This window comes from Streptococcus sp. A25, assembly GCF_043674095.1.
Lineage (GTDB): Bacteria > Bacillota > Bacilli > Lactobacillales > Streptococcaceae > Streptococcus > Streptococcus suis_V.
The window spans coordinates 1-25119 of sequence record NZ_JBIMJO010000016.1 but is presented as its reverse complement, the minus strand read 5'-3'; the positions used below and the strand labels follow the sequence as shown (position 1 = coordinate 25119).

At 43.6% G+C, this 25119-nt stretch carries 16 protein-coding genes; 12 read left to right on the top strand and 4 right to left on the bottom strand.

Features of this window, described 5'->3' with window-relative positions; all coding sequences use genetic code 11:
* Nucleotides 1-4: 4 nt before the first annotated feature.
* Genes ACHBID_RS07965 through ACHBID_RS07955 form a run of 3 tightly spaced genes read left to right on the top strand, consistent with a single transcriptional unit; the run spans nt 5 to nt 1708 of the window.
* Entirely contained in the window at nt 5-688 is a 684-nt protein-coding gene (locus ACHBID_RS07965; protein WP_161943061.1) for a CPBP family intramembrane glutamic endopeptidase, read from the top strand.
* 15 nt (nt 689-703) lie between these two features.
* Nucleotides 704-1021 (top strand): hypothetical protein, encoded by a 318-nt coding sequence (locus tag ACHBID_RS07960; RefSeq protein ID WP_105111441.1) that lies wholly within the window; start codon nt 704-706, stop codon nt 1019-1021.
* 9 nt (nt 1022-1030) lie between these two features.
* Nucleotides 1031-1708, top strand: a complete 678-nt coding sequence (locus tag ACHBID_RS07955; protein ID WP_105111442.1) for a CPBP family intramembrane glutamic endopeptidase — start codon at nt 1031-1033, stop codon at nt 1706-1708.
* 39 nt (nt 1709-1747) lie between these two features.
* Here ACHBID_RS07955 and nrdF read toward each other — a convergent pair whose 3' ends face one another.
* The 3 genes from nrdF to nrdH all read right to left on the bottom strand — a co-directional run bounded on the left by nrdF (nt 1748) and on the right by nrdH (nt 5807).
* A complete protein-coding gene (gene nrdF, locus ACHBID_RS07950) occupies nt 1748-2707 on the bottom strand; it encodes a class 1b ribonucleoside-diphosphate reductase subunit beta (RefSeq protein ID WP_105122184.1) in 960 nt (319 codons plus the stop codon).
* Nucleotides 2708-3399: 692 nt separating this feature from the next.
* Nucleotides 3400-5559, bottom strand: a complete 2160-nt coding sequence (gene nrdE / locus ACHBID_RS07945; RefSeq protein WP_394719058.1) for a class 1b ribonucleoside-diphosphate reductase subunit alpha — start codon at nt 5557-5559, stop codon at nt 3400-3402.
* A 29-nt stretch (nt 5560-5588) separates the two neighbouring features.
* Nucleotides 5589-5807 carry a glutaredoxin-like protein NrdH gene (nrdH, locus tag ACHBID_RS07940; protein WP_105160052.1) on the bottom strand — a complete coding sequence of 73 codons (219 nt, stop codon included), beginning with the start codon at nt 5805-5807 and terminating at the stop codon, nt 5589-5591.
* A 317-nt stretch (nt 5808-6124) separates the two neighbouring features.
* Here nrdH and acnA point away from each other — a divergent pair, with 317 nt between their 5' ends.
* The 5 genes from acnA (at nt 6125) to ptsP (ending at nt 13250) form a co-directional block, all read left to right on the top strand.
* On the top strand, nt 6125-8794 hold the full coding sequence (gene acnA / locus ACHBID_RS07935) for an aconitate hydratase AcnA (RefSeq protein WP_394732051.1): 2670 nt from the start codon (nt 6125-6127) through the stop codon (nt 8792-8794).
* Nucleotides 8791-9909: a citrate synthase gene (locus ACHBID_RS07930; RefSeq protein WP_170242685.1), complete on the top strand. Its 1119-nt coding sequence runs from the start codon at nt 8791-8793 to the stop codon at nt 9907-9909. The genes acnA and ACHBID_RS07930 overlap by 4 nt, the downstream gene beginning before the upstream one ends.
* A 2-nt stretch (nt 9910-9911) precedes the next feature.
* Nucleotides 9912-11093, top strand: coding sequence for an NADP-dependent isocitrate dehydrogenase (gene icd / locus ACHBID_RS07925; RefSeq protein ID WP_394732053.1), 1182 nt, complete (start codon nt 9912-9914; stop codon nt 11091-11093).
* Nucleotides 11094-11248: 155 nt separating this feature from the next.
* Nucleotides 11249-11512: a phosphocarrier protein HPr gene (locus ACHBID_RS07920; protein ID WP_002936050.1), complete on the top strand. Its 264-nt coding sequence runs from the start codon at nt 11249-11251 to the stop codon at nt 11510-11512.
* A 4-nt stretch (nt 11513-11516) separates the two neighbouring features.
* Nucleotides 11517-13250: a phosphoenolpyruvate--protein phosphotransferase gene (ptsP, locus tag ACHBID_RS07915; protein WP_394732054.1), complete on the top strand. Its 1734-nt coding sequence runs from the start codon at nt 11517-11519 to the stop codon at nt 13248-13250.
* Nucleotides 13251-13336: 86 nt separating this feature from the next.
* Here the strand turns inward: ptsP and ACHBID_RS07910 are convergent, their stop codons facing one another.
* Complete coding sequence (locus ACHBID_RS07910; protein ID WP_394732056.1) at nt 13337-14824, bottom strand: DUF1846 domain-containing protein; 1488 nt, start codon at nt 14822-14824, stop codon at nt 13337-13339.
* A 273-nt stretch (nt 14825-15097) separates the two neighbouring features.
* Between ACHBID_RS07910 and ACHBID_RS07905 the strand changes: the two genes are divergently transcribed.
* From ACHBID_RS07905 to ACHBID_RS07890, 4 genes are all read left to right on the top strand, one after another.
* Nucleotides 15098-16366: an MFS transporter gene (locus ACHBID_RS07905; RefSeq protein ID WP_394732057.1), complete on the top strand. Its 1269-nt coding sequence runs from the start codon at nt 15098-15100 to the stop codon at nt 16364-16366.
* Nucleotides 16367-16400: 34 nt separating this feature from the next.
* Nucleotides 16401-17669 carry an MFS transporter gene (locus ACHBID_RS07900; RefSeq protein ID WP_099807114.1) on the top strand — a complete coding sequence of 423 codons (1269 nt, stop codon included), beginning with the start codon at nt 16401-16403 and terminating at the stop codon, nt 17667-17669.
* A gap of 10 nt (nt 17670-17679) precedes the next feature.
* A complete protein-coding gene (locus ACHBID_RS07895; protein ID WP_105160059.1) occupies nt 17680-18720 on the top strand; it encodes an ArsR family transcriptional regulator in 1041 nt (346 codons plus the stop codon).
* A gap of 475 nt (nt 18721-19195) precedes the next feature.
* A complete protein-coding gene (locus tag ACHBID_RS07890; protein ID WP_105160060.1) occupies nt 19196-24781 on the top strand; it encodes a ZmpA/ZmpB/ZmpC family metallo-endopeptidase in 5586 nt (1861 codons plus the stop codon).
* Nucleotides 24782-25119 lie beyond the last annotated feature (338 nt).

Genomic DNA, 25119 nt, shown 5'->3' with positions numbered 1-25119 from the left:
TGCGATGAAAATTAAAGAATGGAATATGGTGAAAAATTGGCCCTATATTTTATGGTTTCTCTTGGCTTTTGCATTAAATATAGGAGCGACCTTTGTTTTAGTTCGGTTGGACAATTACCAAGGGCTCAATCTAGTTTGGGCAAGCGCTGCCTTGCTGGTAGTGACAGGTTTGGAAATCTTCTTAGCAGGTAAAGCGAAGTTACTCTCAAAATTTTGGCAGGACGGTTTTCTCAAGATGTTGGCCTATGTAGGTCTTGGATTTATCGCAGTTTTTGCTGTTAAAATCATAGCAGGCATTGTCATGCAATTGTCGGGTGAAGGGCTCAACACAGTCAATCAGCAAGCCATTGAAGATATGGGATTTCCTCCGATTATCTTGTTTTTATTGACATCTATTTTTGCTCCTATTGTCGAGGAAATCGTCTTCCGAGGCTTTATCATGGGTAAAATCTTTGGCAAGGAATCTATCTTCGGTCTCATCTTATCCAGCCTACTCTTTGGTCTCATGCACGCTCCGACAGGGCTTGGTTCTTGGATTATGTATGGGGGCATGGGGCTGGTGCTAGGTCTCATTTACCGCCTAGGCAAACGCTTGGAGTACAGCATGCTGGTGCATTTCATCAACAATATCATCGGATTTTTGCTCATGCTTTTGATGCAAATGCTCATGAATGGTTCATTAGGATAAGTCGGAGGTGAAAGTATGGAGTATATTGCCCTTGCAGCGGTTGGTTTCCTGTTTGTATCCTATTTTTCCTACGATGGAAAAGTCAAGAAATTGGCAAAACAGATCAAGAAACTCAAAAAACAGATAAATGGAGGAAATGTCATGTCAAAAATGGTGGAAGAATTGGTTGGTGCTACAGTTCATGTAGTCTTTGAAGATGGGATTGGACAGGATTTTACGATTGGGGCCTGCGATGAGGATTGGGTCAAGCTCAGTCAGACAGGCAAGGCCGGTAAGACCACGACTCGCTTGGTCAGACTGGATGCTATTGCTGAATTTAGAAAAGTAGATTAGGGGTTATCTATGTTAAAATTTATCAAACACTTAGGCTTGATAGTGCTTTATTTCCTAGCAAGCCAGGTCACCAGCAGCTTTATCTCGCTGGGCATCTTCAAGGACCAACTAGCAGCAGAGCTACCAGCTCCAATTGTGGAACAAGCAGTCTGGATTAGCGGCATTATCGGCATCGTGCTGACCACAATCCTCGCTGTGGTCCTCTGGAAGGTCGTCTATCCACGCAAGACCATTGCCTACACCGTCGAAAGTAGCTGGTTCCACAAGCTACACTGGCCTATTCTGGTCTACCTGGTCTATTTTGTCATTCAGTTTCTCATTCCTGTAGAGGAAAGCCAAAACCAGATGATAGTGGTGCAGTTTGTTTCTGCTTACCCCATTCTTGCCTTTTTCTCCGTAGTGGTATTTGCCCCTATCCTGGAAGAATTGATTTTCCGTGGTTTTCTGGCCACCTATTTCTTCCCGAAAATGCAGAGCATGAAAACAGTGGGGATTTACTTGGTTGTGTCAGGGCTTTTGTTCAGCCTACCACACGGACCAGCAACCATTCCGCAGTTCTTGATTTACTTTACAATGGGAGTCAATCTGGGATGGATTTTCTTGCTCAAACGAGATATCCGCTATTCAATGGCGCTCCATTTTGTCAACAACCTGATTGCCTACGGCATGATATTGGTTGGGGTATAGAAAAAAAGCAGTGGTCGACTGCTTTTTTATTTATCTATTTTACAAACCATAAAGGTAATCATCATCCTGCATGGCCTCCACTTCACCGAGCAGGTAGCCGTTACCAACTTGAGAGAAGAAGTCGTGGTTGGATGTACCGGTCGAAATACCGTTCATGATGATTGGATTGACATCATCCGCTGAATCTGGGAAGAGTGGGTCCTGTCCCATGTTCATGAGGGCTTTATTGGCATTGTAGCGTAGGAAGGTCAAAACTTCCTCAGTCCAACCAACGCTATCATAGAGCGAACGAGTGTAGCCTTCTTCATTTTCATAAAGCTGATAGAGCAGGTCGTACATCCAGTCGCGGAGCTTATCTTGCTCCTCTTCGGTCAATTCATTGAAACCGAGCTGGAATTTGTAGCCGATATAGGTACCGTGGACAGATTCGTCACGGATAATCAACTTGATAATTTCAGCAACGTTGGCCAGCTTGTTATTTCCAAGATAGTAGAGCGGAGTGAAGAAACCAGAATAGAAAAGGAAGGTCTCTAAAAATACGCTGGCTACTTTCTTCTCGAGCGCTGTGCCATTTTCATAAATTTCGTTGATGATTTTAGCCTTGCGTTGCAGGTATTCATTGCTGTTGGTCCATTCAAAAATTTCTTCAATCTCTGACTTGGTGTTAAGAGTGGAGAAGATAGAAGAGTAGGACTTGGCGTGAACAGATTCCATGAATTGGATGTTGTTGTAAACAGCCTCTTCGTGTGGTGTCCGCACATCTTGGCGGAGGGCTTGAACACCTGTTTCAGATTGAAGGGTATCCAAGAGTGTCAGACCACCAAAGACCTTGCCAACCAGGTCTTTCTCTTCGGCAGTCAATTTACGCCAGTCATCCAAGTCATTGGACAAAGGGATACGCGTGTCGAGCCAAAATTGCTCGGTCAATTTTTCCCAGGTCGATTTGTCAATGACATCTTCAATGGCATTCCAGTTTATGGCTTTGTAGTAGGTTTCCATATTTCTCTCTTTCTTTTCTAGAAATATCTACACTATTGTATCATATTTTTTGCTAAAAAACGCCCCAAGGACGTTCATTAGATTGCTTTGTTCGCAAGCAGCACAAATTGACGTATGGTAACTAGCTAATCCGCTCATAGCGGTTGGCGTAGATTAGGTAGTTGGCTTGCCAACAGCTAATCCCTTGCAAGTTACGACCTGAGAAAAGTCGTTCGAACTTAACGACTTTTCGAGGTAGTAAGCCACTTAGGTACTGACCATATAGTCAGTACCGTTCATTCATTAGATACTTTGGTATTTGTGTATTGCGACACGTAGAAACTGAAGACGATATTTCGTCAGTTTCGGAGTTAGTGAGGTAGCTAGCTAATCCACCGAGAGCGGTTAGCGTAGTTTAGCTAGTTGATTTATCAACAGCTAAACTTGCTACGTCGAAATCGAGTTCGGACTAAGGACTTGGCAAAAAAGATAAATCCCTTTGAGATGCAAGACATCTCTGCGGTATTTCCTATTTTCTCATTTCCAACTTTCAACAGTCTCCCAGACTGTTGAAACGCCCTCACATCTTACGACACGTAGAAACTGAAGTCGATATTTCTTCAGTTTCGAAGTTAGTGAGGTAGCTAGCTAATCCGCATATAGCGGTTGGCGTAGCTTAGCTAGTTGGCTTGCCAACAGCTAAGCTTGCTACGTTAGATCACACAACTTTCACATTGGTTTGATCCGATTTCTTCTCCGTCGTCGGTGAAGGTGCGGATGTAGTAGATAGACTTGATGCCTTTGTTGAAGGCGTAGTTGCGCAGGATAGAGAGGTCACGGGTTGTCTGCTTGTTCTCATTTTTCCACTCGTAAAGCTCTTTTGGCAATTCGCTGCGGAGGAAGAGGGTCAGTGACAAACCTTGGTCGACGTGCTCAGTAGCAGCAGCGTAGACATCAATCACCTTGCGCATATCCATGTCGTAGGCTGATTTGTAGAACGGAATAGTTTCCGTTGCCAAGCCTGCTGCTGGATAGTAGATTTTACCGATTTTCTTCTCTTGACGTTCTTCAATCCGTTGAGTGATTGGGTGGATGGAAGCAGAGACATCATTGATATAGGAAATAGAGCCGTTTGGTGCAACTGCCAAGCGGTTTTGGTGGTAGAGACCGTCTACCATCACCTTATCACGCAGGTCAGCCCAATCTTGTCCGCTTGGAATGAAAATACCTTGGAACAATTCTTTAACACGGTCAGATTGTGGTTGGTAGTTGCCTGTCACATACTTATCGAAATATGTGCCGTCTGCATATTTTGAGTTTTCAAAGTTATCAAAAGTCGCCTTGCGTTCTCGTGCAATGTTGTTTGATTCTACCAAAGTCCAGTAGTTGAGGAGCATGAAGTAGATATTGGTAAATTCAACGGCTGTTTTTGAACCGTAGTCCACCAAGTTTTGCGCCAAGTAAGAATGAAGTCCCATGGCACCCAAACCAATCGAATGTGCACGCTCATTACCTGCCTCAATCGAAGGCACAGCAGAAATGTGCGAATGGTCAGTAACATAGGTCAAGGCACGTGTCATAGCACGAACAGAACGACCAAAGTCAGGTGATTTCATGAGGTTAACAATGTTGGTTGAACCCAAGTTACATGAAACGTCAGTACCCATTGTCAAATATTCTTGCGAATCGTTGATGACGCTTGGTGTCTGGATTTGCAGGATTTCTGAGCAAAGGTTGGACATGATGATTTTGCCGTCAACTGGATTGCTGCGGTTGGCCGTGTCAATGTTGATGACATACGGATAGCCTGATTCTTGTTGGAGTTTTGAAATTTCTGTCTCCAAATCGCGGGCCTTGATTTTTGTCTTACGAATGCGAGGGTTGGCCACCAACTCGTCATATTTAGCTGTAATGTCCAAATAGCTGAATGGCACGCCGTATTCTAGCTCAACAGAGTAAGGGCTGAAGAGGTACATGTCCTCATTTTTACGAGCCAATTCGTAGAACTTATCAGGAACAGTGATACCGAGAGAAAGGGTTTTTACACGAACTTTCTCATCCGCATTTTCCTTCTTAGTCGAAAGGAAAGCGATAATATCTGGGTGGAAAACATCCAAGTAAACCACACCGGCACCTTGACGCTGACCAAGCTGGTTGGAATAAGAGAAACTATCTTCAAAAAGTTTCATAACTGGAACGACACCAGATGCAGCTCCTTCATATCCCTTGATAGGAGCGCCAGCCTCACGCAGGTTGCTGAGGGAGATACCGACACCGCCACCGATACGGGATAATTGCAGAGCAGAGTTGATAGAACGACCGATAGAGTTCATGTCGTCTGTTACTTGAAGCAAGAAACAGGATACCAATTCACCACGGCGAGCACGACCAGCATTGAGGAAGGAAGGAGTTGCAGGCTGGTAACGCAGGTGGATCATCTCGTTTGCCAAATCCAAGGCCAATTCTTCGTCACCTTCCGCAAAATAGAGGGCGTTGAAGAGGACGCGGTCCTCCATGCTTTCCAGATAGTAAGCACCGTCGTTTGTCTTGAGGGCGTACTGGTTATAAAACTTGTAGGCTGCCATGAAAGACTTAAATTGGAAGTTCTGGTCTTTCAAAAATTGGTCAATTTTAATGAGAAATTCTGGGCTGTACTGCTCCAAAAATTCTTTTTCTAAATAATTTTCCTCGACAAGATAGTTGATTTTATCCAAAATGCTATCGAATTGCTTGCTGTTAGGGATAACATTTTCCTTGAAAAAGGCTTTAAGGGCCTCCTGATCCTTGTGGAGGGGGATTTGTCCATTGACAGGACGGTTGATTTCGTTATTTAAACGGAAGTAGGACACATCGCCCAAATCTTTCAAACTCATAGTCGCAATCTCTTTCTATAATAGGCTTCTTATACTAAGACTTTTAATTTTGCAGGTTGGAAACCAGAGAAAACGTCGTTTTCAGTTTCAATCACTGGCGCTGCTGAGAAACCAAGTCCTTTGACGTGGTCAATAAATTCTGGCTGCTCATCCAGGTTGATTTCCTTGTATTCCACACCGTGTTGGTCTAGGAATTTCTTAGACATCTTGCACTGTACACAATCATTTTTTGAATAGATAGTAACCATTCGATTTCTCCTTTGTTTACAAGGAAATTGCATAATTCCCTTCAAATTTACCAATCTAGAATACAAGATTTTGGGGTTAAAGTCAAGGGGTTAGCTTAAACAAATCACAAAATATAGACGAATAACGAACAAGAAAATACTACATGTAGTGTTTTCTGAAAATGAGGTCTACAAGCTTTGTTTAAGCCGTAGTAGAGCTGTTTTCTATGCGAAATCACCATATGTCATAAAATATGACATTCATGGTTAAGTTGTGTTTGAATAAAAAAAGCAACTTCCAGTATAATATACATAATGAATACATAGAGGTAGCAGACATGACTCAAAAGAACAAATCGAAATTTGAACACAAACAAAAATTATTCTCTTACTATGATTTGGGAGAGGTTGCCCAAGAACATGGTGTGAATATTCAGGCACTCCCTTATACGATTCGTATTCTGTTGGAAAGCTTACTTCGTAAGGAAGATGGTGTAGATGTGACCAAAAGTCACATTAAAGATTTGGTTACCTACCAGGCTGCAGCTCCACAGGGTGAGGTTCCTTTTAAGCCAAGTCGTGTTATTTTGCAGGATTTTACAGGGGTTCCAGTTGTGGTTGACCTTGCATCCATGCGTGATGCGGTGGTTAAGGCGGGTGGCAGTCCTGATTTGATTAACCCCGAAATTCCAGTTGATTTGGTGGTTGACCACTCTGTACAGGTCGATTACTTCGGTACGGACCAGGCTCTGGAAAAAAATATTGAGCTAGAATTTGAGCGCAATAACGAGCGTTATGAATTCTTAAAATGGGCGGAAAACTCTTTTGAGAATTATCGGGCTGTGCCACCTGCAACAGGGATTATCCACCAGGTCAATATTGAGTTCCTCAGTGATGTTGTCATCGAGCAGGATGGCCTACTTTATCCAGATTCTATGTTCGGTACGGACAGCCATACGACCATGATCAACGGTATCGGTGTTCTGGGCTGGGGTGTCGGAGGTATTGAGGCCGAGGCAGCTATGTTGGGAGAGGCGTCTTATTTCCCAATTCCAGAAGTGATTGGTGTTCATTTGACAGGCAGTCTGCCCAAGGTTGCGACAGCGACAGATTTGGCTCTACGGGTGACACAATTGCTCCGCCAGGAAAATGTTGTCGGCAAGTTTGTTGAATTTTTTGGACCGGGTCTGTCTTCATTGGCACTGGCTGACCGGGCGACGGTTTCCAACATGGCACCTGAGTATGGCGCGACTTGTGGTTACTTCCCGATCGATGCTGAGACCTTAAACTACATGCGCCTGACCAACCGTTCAGAGGACCATATCGCCTTGACGGAGGCTTATGCCAAGGTCAATCATCTGTTCTACGATGAGGTCAATTTCCCAACCTACACCAAGGTTTTGGAGTTGGATTTGTCAACGGTGGTGCCGTCTATTTCTGGACCAAAACGGCCGCAAGATTTGATTGAATTGACCGATGCCAAGGAGGAATTTGCTGCCAGCATCACTCGTGAAGTTGGTGTTCGTGGTTTTGGTTTGGACAAGGCAGAGCTAGATAAGACAGCGACGGTGCATTATGCGGACGGAGATGAGACGATTCAGACAGGTCATGTAGCCATTGCAGCTATTACCTCTTGTACAAATACATCTAACCCCTACGTACTTTTAGCGGCAGGATTACTGGCTAAGAATGCGGTTGAAAAAGGCCTGACAGTCAATAAAACGGTCAAGACTTCTCTGGCACCTGGTTCAAAAGTTGTTACAGGTTACTTGAAAAATTCAGGCCTCCAAACCTATCTGGATGCGCTTGGATTTAACTTGGTCGGCTATGGTTGTACCACTTGTATCGGGAATTCCGGTGATTTGCCAGTAGAAGTTGCAGACGCCATTAAGGAAGAAGATTTGCTGGTTTCGGCAGTCTTGTCTGGAAACCGCAACTTTGAGGGCCGTATCAATCCGCTTGTCAAAGCTAATTTCCTTGCAAGTCCGCCCCTTGTAGTGGCCTATGCCATTGCAGGAAACATGAATGTTGACTTGACGACAGAGCCGCTTGGTCAAGACCAGAATGGTCAACCTGTCTATCTCTCAGACATCATGCCAAGTCGTGAGGAGGTAGATGCCTATATCGAGCAGTATGTGACCCGTGACCTTTATAAGGAAGAATACCAACAGGTCTTTACAGATAGTCAAGCTTGGAATGCCATTGAAACGACGTCGGATAAAAATTATGCCTGGAATGACAAGTCAACCTACATTCAAAACCCGCCATATTTTGATAATATGCAGGCAGATTTATCTATCAAGCCTTTGGACAACCTAGCAGTCTTGGCCAAATTTGGAGACTCTGTCACTACCGACCACATTTCACCAGCGGGGAACATTGCGCGACTCAGTCCCGCTGCTCGCTACCTAGAGGATAATGGGATTTCATACTTTGACTTCAACTCCTATGGCAGTCGCCGTGGAAACCACCAGGTCATGATGCGAGGAACATTTGCCAATATCCGGATTAAAAATGAGTTGGCAGATGGAAAAATTGGTGGTTTTACCAAGTATGATGGCGAAATTCTGCCGATTTATGATGTTGCTATGAAGTATCAGGAGGCTGGAATTGGTAGCCTGGTAATTGCTGGTAAGGACTATGGGATGGGTTCTAGTCGTGACTGGGCAGCCAAGGGGGCCAATCTTTTGGGTGTCAAGGCTGTATTGGCAGAATCCTTTGAACGCATTCACCGCTCTAATCTAGTCATGATGGGTGTCCTACCCTTGCAATTCCTTGAGGGGCAGACAGCAGACAGTCTGGGCTTGACTGGTTTGGAAACCTACTCTATCGATTTGCCGGAGGATGTGACGGTTGGTCAGATGGTAACCGTTCGGGCTATTTCGGAAAATGAAACCAAGGAATTTCAGGCTCTGGCTCGCTTTGATGCGGAGGCTGATATTCGTTATTACCGCCACGGAGGCATTTTGCCAATGGTGGTGAGAAAGAAACTAGGAGGTCAACTATGACAGAAACAAATGGATTGAAAGATGCCATTGCCTGCGATACGCGCATTAGTGCGATTGAAAATGACCGCCTTTCCTATGCTGGTTATGATATTTCAGAGTTGATGGACAATAATGCGTCTTTTGAAGAGGTCATTTACCTGCTTTGGAATCTGCACCTCCCGACGCAGATTGAGCTTAATTATTTTGAAAAAGCCTTGCGGGCTGAGTATGCCATTTCTGATGCGGTGGAGCAGTGTATTCTCATCCAGTCACGCAGACACCTGCACCCGATGAGTGTCTTGCGGTCAACGGTGTCACTCTTAGGTGTTTACAATGTTCGGGCTGAGGAAAGTTCGCTGGAGGCTCTCTATGACCAGTCGATTCAGATTATGGCTAAGGTTCCGACAATCATTGCAACCTTTGCTCGTCTGCGGAAGGGCTTGGTGCCGATTGAGCCTCGTGAGGATCTGGGCTTTGCGGCTAATTTCCTCTATATGCTCAATGGGCAGGAGCCGACAGATTTGCAAGTCAAGGCCTTTAGCAAGGCACTGGTCCTCCATGCTGACCATGAACTCAACGCCTCGACCTTTGCGGCGCGCGTGACCGCCTCCACCCTGACAGATATTTATTCTTGCGTGACGACAGCTATTGGAACGCTCAAGGGTTCTCTACATGGCGGAGCTAATGAGCGGGTTTTCGATATGTTGCTGGCAATCCGTGAATCTGGTGATACAGAAGGTTACTTGCAGCAAAAATTGGACTCAAAAGAAAAAATTATGGGCTTTGGTCACCGGGTTTATCAAACGGTGGATCCTCGTCAAGAATATTTGAAGGAAATGGCGCGTGATTTGACAATGGGAACGGATGATGAGGCCTTCTATCGCTTGTCCGAAGAAGTAGAGGACTTTATCAAGCACAAAAAAGGATTGATTCCGAACGTGGATTTCTATTCGGCGACGGTATACCATGTTTTGGGCATTGACAGTGATATTTTCACCTTGATTTTTGCCATGAGTCGTATGGCCGGCTGGATTGCCCATGTACAGGAACAACGCAAGAACAATAAGCTCATCCGTCCTCGTTCGTCCTATCTAGGTGGACGGAATTTGACCTATATCCCAATCGGAAAGAGATAAGTATGGCAGAAAAAATTAGATTTGAAAATGGAAAGTTGCTGGTTCCTGACCAACCCGTTATTCCCTATATCGAGGGGGATGGTGTCGGTAAGGATATTTGGTCAGCGGCTCAGTCTGCGATTGATGCGGCAGTTGAAAAGGCTTATAATGGCCAGCGTCAGATTGTCTGGAAGGAAGTATTGGCCGGTGAAAAGGCCTATGAAACAACAGGAACTTCCTTACCAAACGAGACCTTAGCCACCATTAAGGACCATCTTTTGGCTATTAAAGGACCGCTGGGAACGCCTGTTGGTAAGGGACATCGATCACTGAATGTGGCCTTGCGCCAGGAACTGGACCTCTTTACCTGTGTGCGGCCAGTCCGCTATTTTAAGGGAGTGCCTAGTCCACTCAAAGAGCCTGAAAAAACCAATATTACGATTTTCCGTGAAAATACAGAAGATATTTATGCAGGTATCGAATGGGATGCTGGAACTGCTGAAGTAGCACAGGTGCTTGCTTTCTTGAAGGACCAGATGGGAGTTAGTAAAATTCGTTTCCCTGAGACATCGAGTATCGGTATCAAGCCGATTTCTGAGGAAGGCAGCAAGCGCTTGGTTCGCTCTGCTATTGATTACGCCTTGGAAAATGGCCTAAAAAATGTAACCCTGGTCCACAAGGGCAACATTCAAAAGTTCACGGAAGGTGGTTTCCGTAAATGGGGCTATGAATTGGCCCAGGAAGAATATGCAGAGCAACTTGTGTCAGGTGACTTGGTTGTCAATGATATTATTGCGGACAATTTCCTTCAGCAAATCTTACTTGCTCCAGAAAAGTTCGATGTGGTGGCCCTCACCAATCTCAACGGAGACTACGCTTCAGATGCTCTAGCGGCCCAGGTTGGTGGAATCGGCATCTCACCAGGTGCAAATATCAATTACCAAACAGGACATGCCATTTTTGAAGCTACTCATGGAACAGCGCCAGATATTGCTGGCCAAAACAAGGCTAATCCAAGTTCCGTTCTATTGTCTGCTTGTATGATGTTGGATTATATGAATTGGAAAGAAGCAGCAGAGATTATTGTTTCTGGACTCGAAAAAGCTTTTGAAAATAAACAGGTAACTGTTGACTTTGCAAAGGATTTGGGAGTAGAACCCCTATCTACTAGTCAATTTGTTACGGCTCTTATTCAATATTTTTAAGATAGAAAGGACTTGCGACCAGGCAGGTCTTTTTCTTAGAAAAATGAAAGAAATGCAAAAAAATCTTGAAAATGATTTCAAAAAGTGGTATAATCCTCCTTGTAAGGGTTATCATAATAGCCCAAATTTTGTAAAACAAAAAGGAGAATCCAAATATGGCTTCAAAAGACTTCCACATCGTGGCAGAAACAGGTATCCACGCACGTCCAGCAACTTTGCTCGTTCAAACAGCTAGCAAATTCGCTTCAGACATCACTTTGAATTACAAAGAAAAATCTGTAAACCTTAAGTCCATCATGGGTGTTATGTCTCTTGGTGTTGGCCAAGGTGCTGACGTAACAATCTCTGCTGAAGGTGCAGATGCTGACGACGCAATCGCAGCAATCACAGAAACAATGGAAAAAGAAGGATTGGCATAAGAACATGACAGAAATGCTTAAAGGAATTGCAGCATCTGATGGTGTTGCCGTTGCTAAGGCATATCTACTGGTTCAACCCGATTTATCTTTTGAAACTGTTACAGTTGAAGATACAAATGCAGAAGAAGCTCGTTTGGATGCAGCTCTTGAAGCGTCTCAAAACGAGCTTTCTGTTATTCGTGAGAATGCAGTAGCTAGCCTAGGTGAAGAAGCCGCAGCCGTATTTGATGCACACTTGATGGTACTTGCTGACCCAGAAATGATTGGTCAGATTAAGGAAACAATCCGTGCTAAGAAAACAAATGCTGAAACAGGTTTGAAAGAAGTAACGGATATGTTCATCGCTATCTTTGAAGGTATGGAAGATAACCCATACATGCAAGAGCGTGCAGCAGATATCCGCGACGTTGCAAAACGTGTCTTGGCACACTTGCTTGGTGTTCGTTTGCCAAACCCAGCAACAATTGATGAAGAGTCTATCGTGATTGCTCATGACTTGACACCTTCTGATACGGCTCAATTGAATAAGCAATTTGTAAAAGCTTTCGTAACCAACATCGGTGGACGTACAAGTCACTCAGCTATCATGGCTCGTACACTCGAAATTGCAGCTGTATTGGGTACAAATAATATTACTGAAATCGTGAAAGATGGTGATGTCCTCGCTGTTAACGGTATCACTGGTGAAGTTGTTATCAACCCATCTGAAGAAGTGGTTGCAGAATTTAAGGCGGCTGGTGAAGCTTATGCGAAACAAAAAGCTGAGTGGGCACTCTTGAAAGACGCTCAAACTGTTACAGCTGACGGTAAACATTTTGAATTGGCTGCTAACATCGGTACACCTAAAGACGTTGAAGGTGTAAACGACAATGGTGCTGAGGCGGTTGGTCTTTACCGTACAGAGTTCCTCTACATGGATTCACAAGACTTCCCAACGGAAGATGAGCAATACGAGGCTTACAAGGCTGTTCTTGAAGGTATGAATGGCAAGCCAGTTGTGGTTCGCACCATGGATATCGGTGGTGATAAGGAACTTCCTTACTTCGATCTTCCACATGAAATGAACCCATTCCTTGGTTTCCGTGCCCTACGTATCTCTATCTCTGAGACTGGTAACCAAATGTTCCGTACGCAGTTGCGTGCCCTTCTTCGTTCATCAGTACATGGTAAACTTCGTATCATGTTCCCGATGGTTGCCTTGTTGACAGAATTCCGTGCGGCAAAAGCAATCCTTGAAGAAGAAAAAGCGAACTTGTTGGCTGAAGGTGTTGCAGTTGCAGATGATATCCAAGTTGGTATCATGATCGAAATTCCTGCAGCAGCAATGATCGCTGACCAATTTGCTAAAGAAGTTGATTTCTTCTCAATTGGTACAAACGACCTTATCCAATACACTATGGCAGCAGACCGTATGAACGAACAAGTTTCATACCTCTACCAACCTTACAACCCATCTATCCTTCGCTTGATCAACAACGTTATCAAGGCTGCACACGCAGAAGGCAAATGGGCTGGTATGTGTGGTGAGATGGCTGGTGACCAACAAGCTGTTCCACTTCTTGTCGGAATGGGCTTGGATGAGTTCTCTATGAGCGCAACTTCTGTACTTCGTACACGTAGCCTCATGAAGACACTTGACACAGCTAAGATGGAAGAATATGCTCAGCGTGCCTTGACAGAATGTGCAACGGCAGAAGAAGTTCTTGAACTTCAAAAAGAGTATGTTGATTTCAACTAATAGATAAAACGAGAAGACAAGGCTAGAAATATCCTTGTTTTTTCTATAACAAAAATAGACTTGCCCCGGCAAGTCTATTTTAGTCTTTAGTTCTTCTGATAAAACTTATTGTGCTGATAGATAGGATCAAAGGTTAAATTGATGCCTAATTTGCGGAGAACACTCTTGTCTTCGTCAGATAGGATAACGGTCGAGTGGGCTTCGCTACCGTTTAATTGGCCCAATTCTTTCATGGCACGTGCAGCGACAGGGCTGTCTTGTGCAGTAATGGCAAGGGCGTTTAGGATTTCGCTGGCATCGAGTCGTGTATTGGTCTTATCCAGATAATCTGCCTTCAATTCTTGAATTGGACGGATGTAGTTTGGTTCGATGAGAAGTGTTTCATCATCGATGTTAGCAATTTGCTTGATGGCATTGAGAAGAACAGTTGCAGTTGGTTTGAGGAGGTCAGAGGTCTTACCTGTGACAATCTCACCATTTGGTAACTGAATAGCAAGGGCAGGGCTGGAAGTTAGCTCTGCTTTTTCACGCGCAGCGATAACAACCTTACGGTCAGCAGGTGTCACGCCCACCTCATTCATGAGGAGCTCAATCTTTTTAACTGCTTGCTCGCCCACCCGCTCCGCTTTGAAATCAACGAGTGTCTGATAGTAGCGGCGGATGATTTCCTGCTTAGATGCTTCGATAGCAGCTTCTTCATCCACGATGGAATAGCCCACCATGTTGACCCCCATGTCAGTTGGTGAAGCATAAGGGGATTTGTTCAAAATGCGTTCAAAGGTACGGTTGAGTACAGGGAAGACCTCGATGTCACGGTTGTAATTGACGGCTGTTTTTCCATAGGTTTGTAAGTGGAAAGGGTCAATCATGTTGAGGTCGTCCAGGTCTGCGGTAGCTGCTTCATAAGCCAAGTTTACTGGGTGGTGGAGTGGCAAGTTCCAAACTGGGAAGGTTTCAAACTTGGCATAGCCAGAAGTTACCCCATTTAACTGGTCATGGTAGAGCTGGGAGATACAGGTTGCCAATTTTCCTGAACCAGGTCCAGGTGCTGTGACGACAACCAGATTGCGACTGGTTTCAATGTAGTCGTTTTTACCCATACCTTCTGGTGAAATGATGTGGTCAATATCAGAAGGATAGCCCTTGATTGGGTAGTGGAGATAGGATTTGATGCCGTGTTTTTCCAACTGCTTGCGGAAGGCATCTGCTGCTGGTTGATTGCGGTACTGGGTAATGACCACAGAACCAACATAAATATCAATATCATTAAATGTATCAATCAAGCGGAAGACTTCTTGGTCGTAAGAAATGCCTAGGTCGCCGCGTGCCTTAGAATGTTCGATATTGCTGGCGTTGATGGCGATGACGATTTCTACTTGATCTTTTAACTCTTGGAGGAGTTTGATTTTATTATCTGGTTCATAGCCTGGCAAAACACGGGCTGCGTGGAAATCTTCCAACATTTTTCCACCAAATTCCATATAGAGCTTGCCTTCAAATTGGGCAATACGCTCTAAAATGTGATCACGTTGCAAATTCAAGTATTTAGTTGAATCAAATGCGATTTTTTTCATTATAAATATGTCCTCCAAATGTGTATTAATCTCTGGGAAAACAAAAAATAGCTCCCTAAAACTAGGGAGCCTTTTCTCCGACCTCTCAAATGAGGTGCCCGAACAATACTATAACAAACTGTGCTAATCTTGTCAAGAAAAAGTCGGATAGAAGAGAAATTAAACACTCGCTTAAAAAATATTTAATTTTTATAAAATTAAATATTGACTTTATTAAAATAAAGTGTAAAATAAAATTAAACAAATATTTAATTTTATTAAAAGGAGTTTCTTATGAAAAAACTAGTCAACAATAAATTATTTCTATCTAGCTTTGTGGCAGACTTGATTTCTAACTTTGGAGATACGCTTTACTATCTGGCTTTGATGAACTATGTTTTACTTTTACCAGATACCAAGTTTGCCCTGGCTATGATTACTGCATCTGAAACCTTGCCGATTTTGGCAGGGCTCTTCATCGGAATCTGGGCGGACAAGACAAAAAACAAATTGGATACCATTCTTGCAACCCTGCTGGTTCGTGTCGGTCTCTATGCCTTTGTTGGCTTCTTAATGGGCTTTGCCCCAGCCCTCTGGGTTGTGGCAGTGGTCTGCGTCATCAACTTCCTGTCTGACCTGGCTGGTCAATACGAAAATGGCCTTTATATGCCAGTCAGCTTGCGGGTTGTGGCAGCGGAAGACCGCGAAAGCGCAATGGCCTTCAAGATGACGGTGAAAAGTCTTTTGCAAATCGCCTTCCAAGCCAGTGGTGCTATCCTCATTGGCTTTATGTCTTACCAGAATCTCGCCTTCTTCAATGCAGGGACCTTCTTGGTCAGCCTTGCGATTATGGCAGGTTTGCGTCCAGCTTTTGCCAAGTTGTTGAAAGAGAATCCTATCCAAGAAGCTGAGCAAACAGAAACAGAAGCAGGCATTATCAAGGGCATGCGTAACAGTCTCAAAGAATCCTACCAAGCTGTTCAGAATATTCCAGTTCTCAAAGCGTCAATTGTGACCATTGCCAGCCTGAATGCCATTTTTACTGCCCTCTCACCATTAGCAATTCTTAATATGAAGGAGTTTTCAGACTTTGTGATTGTCAATGCGGGGACAACGGTGGCTCTGATTTCCATTCTCTTCTCAGTTGGTAGTATCTTGGGGTCAAGTATCGGTATGGCTTTGTTCAAAAATGTTAGCTTGGTCAACCTCCTCAAGTTCTCTACTCTTATGCCTGTTTTACTTTTCTCAGGTTTCTTTCTTCACAACATCTATGTAGTATTGGCAGTGATCTTCGTAACGGCAGTGACACTGGGAATTTTCAATCCAAAAATGAGTGCTCTGGTTATGAATGAATTGCCTGAAGATAAATTGGCGACAGTCGGTGGAGGGATTGATGCTTTCTGCCAGATTGGTATGGTAGCAGGTCAAGCCTTGGTCGCCATTATGGTGACGGTGCTTTCTGCGACAAGTATTTCTCTCATCTTCCTCTTGCTCTCTGTGGGACTCTTGGGTTATAGCATTTTTACAGGAAAAAATACTGAAAAGATTGTAGCTAGTGCATAGGAATAAATCTCTGGTTACTAGAAGGAGAATTACTTTGAAAAAGATACTCAACAATAAATTGTTCTTATCAAGCTACCTAGCGGATGTGATTTCCAACTTTGGAGACACGCTTTACTACCTAGCTTTGATGAACTATGTCTTATTTCTGCCAGATACTAAGTTTGCCTTGGCCATGATTACGGTTTCTGAAACTCTGCCAATCTTGTCGGAACTTTTTATGGGAATTTGGGCTGATCGGACCAAAAATAAATTGGATACGATTTTGGCTACTCTGGTGCTTCGTTTTGTTCTTTATGCCCTCGTTGGTTTACTAATGGGATTTACACCAGCCCTATGGATTGTAGCGGTGGTTTGTGTGGTCAATTTCCTATCTGACTTGGTTGGTCAGTATGAAAACGGGCTTTATATGCCACTTAGCCTGCGGGTCTTGGAGGCAGAAGACCGTGAAACAGCCATGGCTTTTAAGAATACCGTGGGCGGTATCTTGATGATTGTCTTTCGATCCAGCGGTGCCATTCTCATCGGCTTCATGTCTTACCAGAATCTTGCCTTTTTCAATGCTGGGACCTTCTTGGTCAGCCTTGCGATTATGGTAGGTCTGCGTCCAGCTTTTGCCAAGTTGTTGAAAGAAAATCCTATCCAAGAGGTTGAACAAACTGAAACAGAAGCAGGACTTGTCAAGGGAATTGGTCAGAGCCTTAAAGAATCTTATCAAGCCATTCAAAACATCCCTGTACTAAAAGCTTCTATTCTGACCATTTCGGGTATCAATACGGTTGTTAGTGCCGTATCTCCCATGGTTATCCTGTCTATGAAGGAATTTTCAGACTTCGTGATTGTCAATTCTGGTATAACTCTTGCCTTGGTATTCAATCTATTTTCTGTTGGTTACATCCTTGGCTCTAGTCTAGGTATGGCTTTCTTCAAACATATCAGCTTGTCTAACCTGCTCAAGTGTTGTACATTTTTGTCGGTCATCCTGTTTGTTGGCTTCTACCTTCATAATATTTATATTGTGATGGCGACTATCTTAGTCACTACCATGATGACTGGCATTATCAATCCAAAATTGTATGCCCTGATAATGAATGAACTACCCGAAGATAAATTGGCGACTATCAATGCAGGAATGGGGACTATATTCAATATTGGGATGCTTGCAGGTCAAGCCTTGGTCGCCCTTATGGTGACGGTGCTTTCTGCGACAAGTATTTCCCTCATTTTCCTCTTGCTTTCTGTGGGACTCTTGGGCTATACTATTCTTACAGGGATCAAGCCTGCAAAGTCATTAGTGAATACTTAGAAAGAAAACTATGAAATTAGATTACCGAGATTATAGAAGCGAAATTGTCGAAAAATTTTTTATTCCTTTAATTGTTACGGAACGTGAGGAACCGATTGAGGCGGATTTTTCACAGAAAGAAAAAGACATTCTCAAAGATGCCTTGGACATTCGTGATGAGATGGAAGAAAAGTTGGCAGATTTTCGTCAGGAAGTCAATCAAGTCTTTGTCTGGGGACATATCTTTACAATCCTGCACACCTTGTATTTCTACCTCTTGGATCAAGGACAGGATCCTAAGACAGTCGAGGAAGCTTGTCAATTGATTTTAAAGCTGTCTCAAGAAGAAGTAGAAGATGCCATGCGAACCATGTTGGCGTCTGAAAATGACGGACATCGTGAGAAGACCCTTAGCCTCATGGAACTTTTGGAAAAAACGGATAAAAAGCCGACAGATAAGTGGTACTGGTCACTGGCTATTCGCAATCCCCTGGAAACAGTTCAGCGGTCTGTCCATCTCTTGGATAAGATGCTGCCAATCTATCAGCCCTATTTTGAGCAGGCAAGGACAGAGAGGGAAACCTTTGCTAGAGACTTTGACATTGAGAAACTCTATCGAGAATCCAAGCAGCTAGCCATGACTGGCTTGGATGCTTTAGGAGTAGAAACTGCCCAATTCTTCGTTCTCAGTCCCTGGAATTATTGGTTTGCTTATTATGGCAATGAAGACTTTGACCATATGAAAGTCGCTCTTTTAGCATCCTGTCGAATTGATCAGATGATGCTGTCAAATGACGAGCTGGATCTGGATGATTTGACAACGGCTCTTAAAGTCATCAGCGATAGCACGCGCTACCAAGTTTTAGTGGAACTGACCAAGCCCCATGCCAAGAGCAAGGACATTGCAGAACGCCTGGCTATTACAGGGGCGGCAGTGTCTTTCCACACCCAAAAACTGATCAACGGTGACTTACTTCTCTTCAATACAAAAAATAGTGATGTCAAATACAGTGTCAATCAAGATTTGCTGCGGCAGATGATAGACAAGCTGAAGAGTGATTTTGAATTATAGTTAGTAGGACTTTGTACTGAGAGAGTACAAGGTCTTTTTATGCCTTGGTTCCAAGGTTGCTTTCCCGCTCCATGTGGAATCTATGGTATAATCCCATCTTTGGCAGTTTGAAACGACAAAAACCTCCCCAACCCTATGCATATCAAGGTGATATACTCCCCTTATAGTGGACAGTGAAAAAACAAAAATTTTCACTAGAACCATTTTAATTCACTTAAAATTTGTTTGGTATCGCACCAATCAGCAAGGAGCTATTCGCTTTCGAGGTTGGAAGGAGTGGACGATTGAGACGGTGAGGGAATGATGGTTGAAGAGGTTGCTTAGAAACCATGGTTTTCATTAGTTTCCTGACGGTTATCGTTGGGAAATTTTTTGATTCTAAAAGATTGCTAGCGTTTTCTTTGCATTTCATACTTATTACTTATATAATTGCAGTAGGTATTTTATCGGGGTCAAAAAAGGAGACTATATTTTAATGAATTTACATTTTTTACAAAAAAAGCACCATTTTGGAATCCGTAAGTTTTCCATCGGTGTCGTATCTGTTGCCTTAGCAATTAGCTTTAGTGTTGCTGGAGGGCAGGTTGCGGCTGCCCAAGAGGCAAGCCAAACTCCTGTTAGTAGCCAGCAAATGAGTCAGGCAGTAACAGATGAGCCAGGTCATGAGCAAACAAGTAATCAGGTTTCAGAGATGGTGGGAACTCAGTTGACAGAACCAGTTCTCACAGAGACTTTGTCTCCAGTAGTACAACCTACTCAAACTGATTCAATCGTCTCACAGACCCCAGTTATCCAAGAAAATCAACCAACAACACTCAATCAAGAAAAGTCAAACTCAGTTCAATCCCTGTCGGAAGAGAATGCAAGTGAACCTAGTGTAGGGACAAAAAGTCCTCAAACAGTTGTTGAAACCCCAGTAGAGCCAGCTACAACAGATCTGGTAGCAGAAACAGCAGCAGTAGAATCTGCTCAGACTGCCCAAGCAGCAGAAGAACGAGTAGTTCAACCTGTCCTTCGTTCAGTGCCCATGGCTCGTAGTGTAGCTGCCAATGAAGTTGCTAAATTGCCACTAGATGACCAAGGGGAGCTTATGACCTCTGTCAATGGAAAAACAGTTCAGCAGTTTCAAGTGGTTTATTCGGATGGTAGTAGTCAGATAGTCCCTGCGACGACTCAGCCAATTACAAGCCAGACCAGTGAAATAGTTGCTCAACAGGTCGCTTCGCTGAAAGATGACTTTGCGGCTGTGACCTACGAATCGCTCTATCCACACTTATCTCATCAGGAAAGTTTTCTTGAAAAAACTGCTCTAGAGACAGCCATTCGGAAGGAAAATGGGGGAAATGCTCTGTCAGCTGACCAGCTACAGTCTCTCAAGCAGATAGCCTATATGGATATGCTGGATATGAGAGAGAGTTTTGAGCGAGTAAAAGCTAAGATTGAAACGACTCTGACAGGTATTTTTGAGAAATCAAGTCAGGTCAATGTAGAGGATATCCGTCGTAATAAGGAGAAGATTTTAGCAGGTCTTTCCTATCTGGATCGTCAATATTCCTTTGAATTTGGTCCCCATCAGGCTCAGGATCTGATCTTGTATCACCCTCAGGTTTTTGGTGGTGGCGGGAGTCCCCTTGGAACTCTTACTATCTTGAATACCTTGACCTATCGTGATTTGGGCTTAGGACAGTCAGCGACTACTTACCAAGCCAAACTAGCTCCAATTACAAATCGAGCTGATATTTTCTCCTTTGTGGAGAAGGGCGTTAGCCTTTTTGAGCCAGGCAAAACAGGGGAGCAATGGTTTAAGGAGACTAGCAAGGCTCATCTGGCAGAGTCCCAATCTCCTTATGGAAATTCCTCGCTCTATCAGAAATTAAAGAGCAATGCACGTCTGAACAACCATTTCATTCCTCTCCTGACCCTACCTAGTGATCTCGTATATGTCATTAGCACTTCAAACACAGTCAACTACGGTTTAACGGAATCCTATGTCCGACCAGGTGACCAGACCGGTTTGGCAACATTTAAAGCTAACTTACAATCCTATGCTGATGACCAGGAAAGCTTTTTGAAATTCTGGCATCGCATCAGTCAGAACAGGGATATTCTAGCCAATCATGAAGCCATTATTGTGGTTGATAGTCCGCAGAAACTAGGGACAGCTACTCAGCGCGTTCAAGAACTTTATTCACCAAAATATAGTTCAGGAGTTTTAGAAGGGGTCGAGAAATTTATCAGACCGCTCAACCTTTATGCCAACTTTTTACAAGCTGATGGTCAGGCCAATGGAAATACTTCCATAAACCTCTTCTTGAAAAAATCCCTGTCTGAGGCTGGTCAGTCTGTTTATACCCATGAATTGACCCATATGCTGGATAAGAACGTTTGGTTAAATGGCTATGATAGACGATCTGGCCAGTTACAAGAAGTTTTTGCCAGAGGAATGTTTGAGTCTATGGATGTTGCTAAAACACCCTATCAAGACCCAAGCTTTATTATCAATACAGCCTATCGTATGGGGGACAATCGGACACAAAATGCTAGTCCAGACCGTTTCCAAACAAGTGATGACCTTAAGACCTATATGCAGGGTATTTTGGACGTCTTGTACACTTTAGACTACGCAGAAGCTCAGTCTATCTTGGGTCAGATACCTGAAGATAGGGCAGTCCTACTTAATCAGCTGAGCCTTGTCGCAAGTGCTAATGGTGGTCAGACAGATCAAGCTCAACCAATTTCGAGAGATTTAGCAGCAGGTTTGCAATCTGTCCATGATTTTGTAGATAAGCAATTGATTTCAGGTCGCTACAAGTTTGACGGTCTCAATACCACAGGAACAGCTCGGACCAATTCTTACTACACCATTCCTCTCTTTGAGCCTATCTATGCAGGTCTGCAAAACAATGCAGGAACAGTAGGTGACATTAGCTTTAGAAGAAATGCCTATGATATTCTGGGAGAATATGGTTATGAAAAAGGAATGGTAGCCTATGTTTCTGGCCAATATGCCAATGATCAGGCAGCTTTGAATGCCATTATGCCAGAATATGGAGGAGACCTAGCAACCTTTAAGAAGGCTATGTTTGACCGTCGCATCGCCAAGGTTACTGAGCTAAAATCCACTAGTGTAGCCAGCGATTTCGCTGCTATTCAGAGTTTGATGGATGCGGCCGTTGCCAAAGATTTGCAACAGATGAAACTTAATGCAACCAATAGGGTAGCCTTGTCAACTAGAGTTTCAGCTGTTCAAGAATTGAAAAAGAGCATCTTCCAGGCTTATTTGAAGGATACAGATGACTTCCGCTCAAGTATTTATCAAGAAGTTCAGGCGCGTGAGCTCTATGTCACCAAAGGTGCTGAAACATCTAAAGAGGGACAGGGAACAGAAACTCATCCATATCAAAGTTTGTCCTATGCTATTTCCCAAGCTAAAGATGGTGATACTATTAAATTGGTTAGTGATATCATCCATCGTGATGGACAAAATTTTTCAACGAATTTTGTCATTGATAAGGCGGTGACAATTGATGGTCGTGGGTATAAATTAAATCTTCGTGGTCTTAATTTGCTAACGACAAAAGATGTGACCCTAAGTAATCTCAAGCTCGAGATGATTCCTGATGGTGGTCAGCAACCGAAGATTTATGCGGATGGTAACCATCTGACCTTTAATAACGTGTCAACGACCATCAGTCAGGCCCAAGTCGATCTTCGTCCTACCTTGATTGCAGGTTCTCCAACTGACACCCCTTCAGGAAGCCATGCTCGGATCTCGATTATTGGTGGTTCCTCAGACACTCGCTTCCAGAAAATTTTTGCGGGCCATGCCCAAGGGACTAGTTTGATTCCGGTTGAGATTATCATAGACTCAGAATTTGCCATGGTTGATCAAGGGATTGACTTAGGTGGTGTAGATGGATCTCCAACTATTGATCGGGTTACCTTGGAGAGTAGTTCTAGCAATATCAAGAAGGTTGTGGCGACAAATAGTTCAGACAACCATGTTACTCTGAAGGCGGCTCGTATATTTGGAGTAGAATTAGTGGATGTTCAGGAATTGACTCTGAGTGAACGTGCAGATATTACCCTGTCTGATAAGGTTTCTAGCATCACCACACGACTTGAGTTGGGAACAGATAGCCTTCTCAATCTGGCTATGAATCAGAATCTTGAAGTCGGTGAACTGATTGGAGATGGAAAACTGATTATCCCAGTTAGCTCTAGCTTGCAGGTAACAGGAGATATTCAAGATAATGTTCAAGTTCTTGTCAGAGGCTTTGAACAAGATCTGACCAAGAATATAGACAAGGAATATGTAAGGGTTGAGGGACTGTTATCTCCTACAGCTCGTATTACCTTGGAGAAAGGCTATAATCGTTTTGGCCTGGTTAAAGATGAAATTGTTTATCGCTTGGTAGAGCTAAAACAGCCTGTTCAAACTCATACAGTAACTTTGCACTTCACACAGTCAGGTAAGTTGGTAAAAGAGAAGCAGGTGCAAGTTGATAATGGGCAGTCCATTACTGGTGTGGAGAACGAGTTGCCTAGTGCGACAGAGGGAACCTATCAGTTGGATCCAAACTTTGACAGAACAGCGTTGACAGCTATCACTAGTAGTAAAACGATTGAGATTCCAGTAGTCTTGGTTCTATCAAAAGCAAGTCGCTACCAGCCTCACGTTAATGGAGAAGCCCGTGTCCTACCGGCAAGCAGTAGTGAGGAAACAACAGCTGAAATTTTGAAGCAAATCAGTCTACCAGCTGAAGTAGGTCGATTTGATGTTATAGTAGTCACTCCAATTCCACAGTCTAGTGGCGACCACTCTATGACTATTCGTGTGGTCTATGATGATCGCAGCGAAGAAGAGCTTGTAATACCTCTTCATATTCTCACAATAGAAAATGGAGAAGTTGTCAAACACAGCTTGCCAGCAGGAGTTCTTCCTAAAGCGGATCGCTACCAGCCACACGTTAATGGGGAAGCCCGTGTCCTACCGGCAAGCAATAGTGAGGAAACAACAGATGAAATTGTGAAGCAAATCAGTCTACCAGCAGAAGTAGGTCAATTTGATGTTGTAGTAGTCACTCCACTTCCACAGTCTAGTGGCGACCACTCCATGACTGTTCGTGTGGTCTATGATGACCTCAGCCATGAAGAGCTTGTAGTTCCCCTTCATATTCTCACAATAAAAAATGGAGAAGTTGTCAAACATAGCTTGCCAGAAGGTGTTTTAGAACCGTTGGTTACTGCCAAAGGCAAGGGAGTTACCCATGAATTGCCAGTCGGAATTCTCCCACCTCTTGAAACGTCAAATGGAGGTGGAGTTCGTCATGAATTGCCAGCAGGTGTTTTAGAACCGTTGGTTACTGCCAAAGGCAAGGGAGTTACTCATGAATTGCCGGTCGGAATTCTCCCACCTCTTGAAACAGCAAATGGAGGTGGAGTTCGTCATGAATTGCCAGCAGGCGTTTTAGAACCCTTAGTTACTGCCAAAGGCAAGGGAGTTAGCCATGAATTGCCGGTCGGTATTCTTCCACCTCTTGAAACGGCAAATGGAGGTGGAGTTCGTCATGAATTGCCAGAAGGCGTTTTAGAACCGTTGGTGACTGCAAAAGGCAAGGGGGTTACTCATGAATTGCCAGTCGGTATTCTTCCACCACTTGAAACGGCAAATGGAGGTGGAGTTCGTCATGAATTACCGGAAGGAATTTTAGAACCGTTGGTGACTGCAAAAGGCAAGGGGGTTACTCATTTTATTCCAAGTGGTACCTTGCCTCTAACAGTAACAAGAAGTGAAGTTTATACTCCGGCAATGCCAGCCGTCTCATTGTTACAGCAACGGCAGAAAAATACGGAGACCAAGCCAGCTGTGTTACCGTTGGTAGCTGTATCTAAGAAGCAGGCAGGCCAGTTAAGTGCCACCTTGACAAGTAGCAATTCAAACATGTCAACTTCCAATCGTTTACCTGAAACAGGGGAGAGAAACAATCTAAGTCTTTTAGGATTCTTACTTGCCTCCCTAGGCTTTAGTTTCTGGATTGGTCGCAAAAAAGCTGAATAAAGCGGAATGGATTTTGCTTAAGAATTAGTATCAGAAACGGACAAACATCTGGAATTACAAGAGCCGATGATTTGTTCGTTTTCTTTTTCTTTTTTAAGGGGGACTAGCCTTGCTCAAAAACAATTGACTTGTCCAATCAATAAGTATGCAAAATAGAGTATATATACCCGTTGTGCTAGTTAATCAAGCGTAAGCAAGGGAATATTTTAAGCTAATACCAAATTCAGTATGACTGCTTTTAAGCAAAAGAGAATAGATAAGTGAACTGCACCCCAAAAGTTAGACACAAAATCTAACGATTGGGGTGTTTTTCTTATGAAATTAAGTTATGAAGATAA

What these genes read in the sequence shown, in the direction of transcription:
- ACHBID_RS07895 (WP_105160059.1), top strand. Translation starts at nt 17,680, where the DNA reads ATGAAATTAGATTACCGAGATTATAGAAGCGAAATTGTCGAAAAATTT.
- ptsP (WP_394732054.1), top strand. Translation starts at nt 11,517, where the DNA reads ATGACAGAAATGCTTAAAGGAATTGCAGCATCTGATGGTGTTGCCGTT.
- ACHBID_RS07910 (WP_394732056.1), bottom strand. Translation starts at nt 14,824, where the DNA reads ATGAAAAAAATCGCATTTGATTCAACTAAATACTTGAATTTGCAACGT.
- ACHBID_RS07960 (WP_105111441.1), top strand. Translation starts at nt 704, where the DNA reads ATGGAGTATATTGCCCTTGCAGCGGTTGGTTTCCTGTTTGTATCCTAT.
- acnA (WP_394732051.1), top strand. Translation starts at nt 6,125, where the DNA reads ATGACTCAAAAGAACAAATCGAAATTTGAACACAAACAAAAATTATTC.
- ACHBID_RS07905 (WP_394732057.1), top strand. Translation starts at nt 15,098, where the DNA reads ATGAAAAAACTAGTCAACAATAAATTATTTCTATCTAGCTTTGTGGCA.
- nrdF (WP_105122184.1), bottom strand. Translation starts at nt 2,707, where the DNA reads ATGGAAACCTACTACAAAGCCATAAACTGGAATGCCATTGAAGATGTC.
- nrdH (WP_105160052.1), bottom strand. Translation starts at nt 5,807, where the DNA reads ATGGTTACTATCTATTCAAAAAATGATTGTGTACAGTGCAAGATGTCT.
- ACHBID_RS07920 (WP_002936050.1), top strand. Translation starts at nt 11,249, where the DNA reads ATGGCTTCAAAAGACTTCCACATCGTGGCAGAAACAGGTATCCACGCA.
- nrdE (WP_394719058.1), bottom strand. Translation starts at nt 5,559, where the DNA reads ATGAGTTTGAAAGATTTGGGCGATGTGTCCTACTTCCGTTTAAATAAC.
- ACHBID_RS07890 (WP_105160060.1), top strand. Translation starts at nt 19,196, where the DNA reads ATGAATTTACATTTTTTACAAAAAAAGCACCATTTTGGAATCCGTAAG.
- ACHBID_RS07930 (WP_170242685.1), top strand. Translation starts at nt 8,791, where the DNA reads ATGACAGAAACAAATGGATTGAAAGATGCCATTGCCTGCGATACGCGC.
- ACHBID_RS07965 (WP_161943061.1), top strand. Translation starts at nt 5, where the DNA reads ATGAAAATTAAAGAATGGAATATGGTGAAAAATTGGCCCTATATTTTA.
- icd (WP_394732053.1), top strand. Translation starts at nt 9,912, where the DNA reads ATGGCAGAAAAAATTAGATTTGAAAATGGAAAGTTGCTGGTTCCTGAC.
- ACHBID_RS07955 (WP_105111442.1), top strand. Translation starts at nt 1,031, where the DNA reads ATGTTAAAATTTATCAAACACTTAGGCTTGATAGTGCTTTATTTCCTA.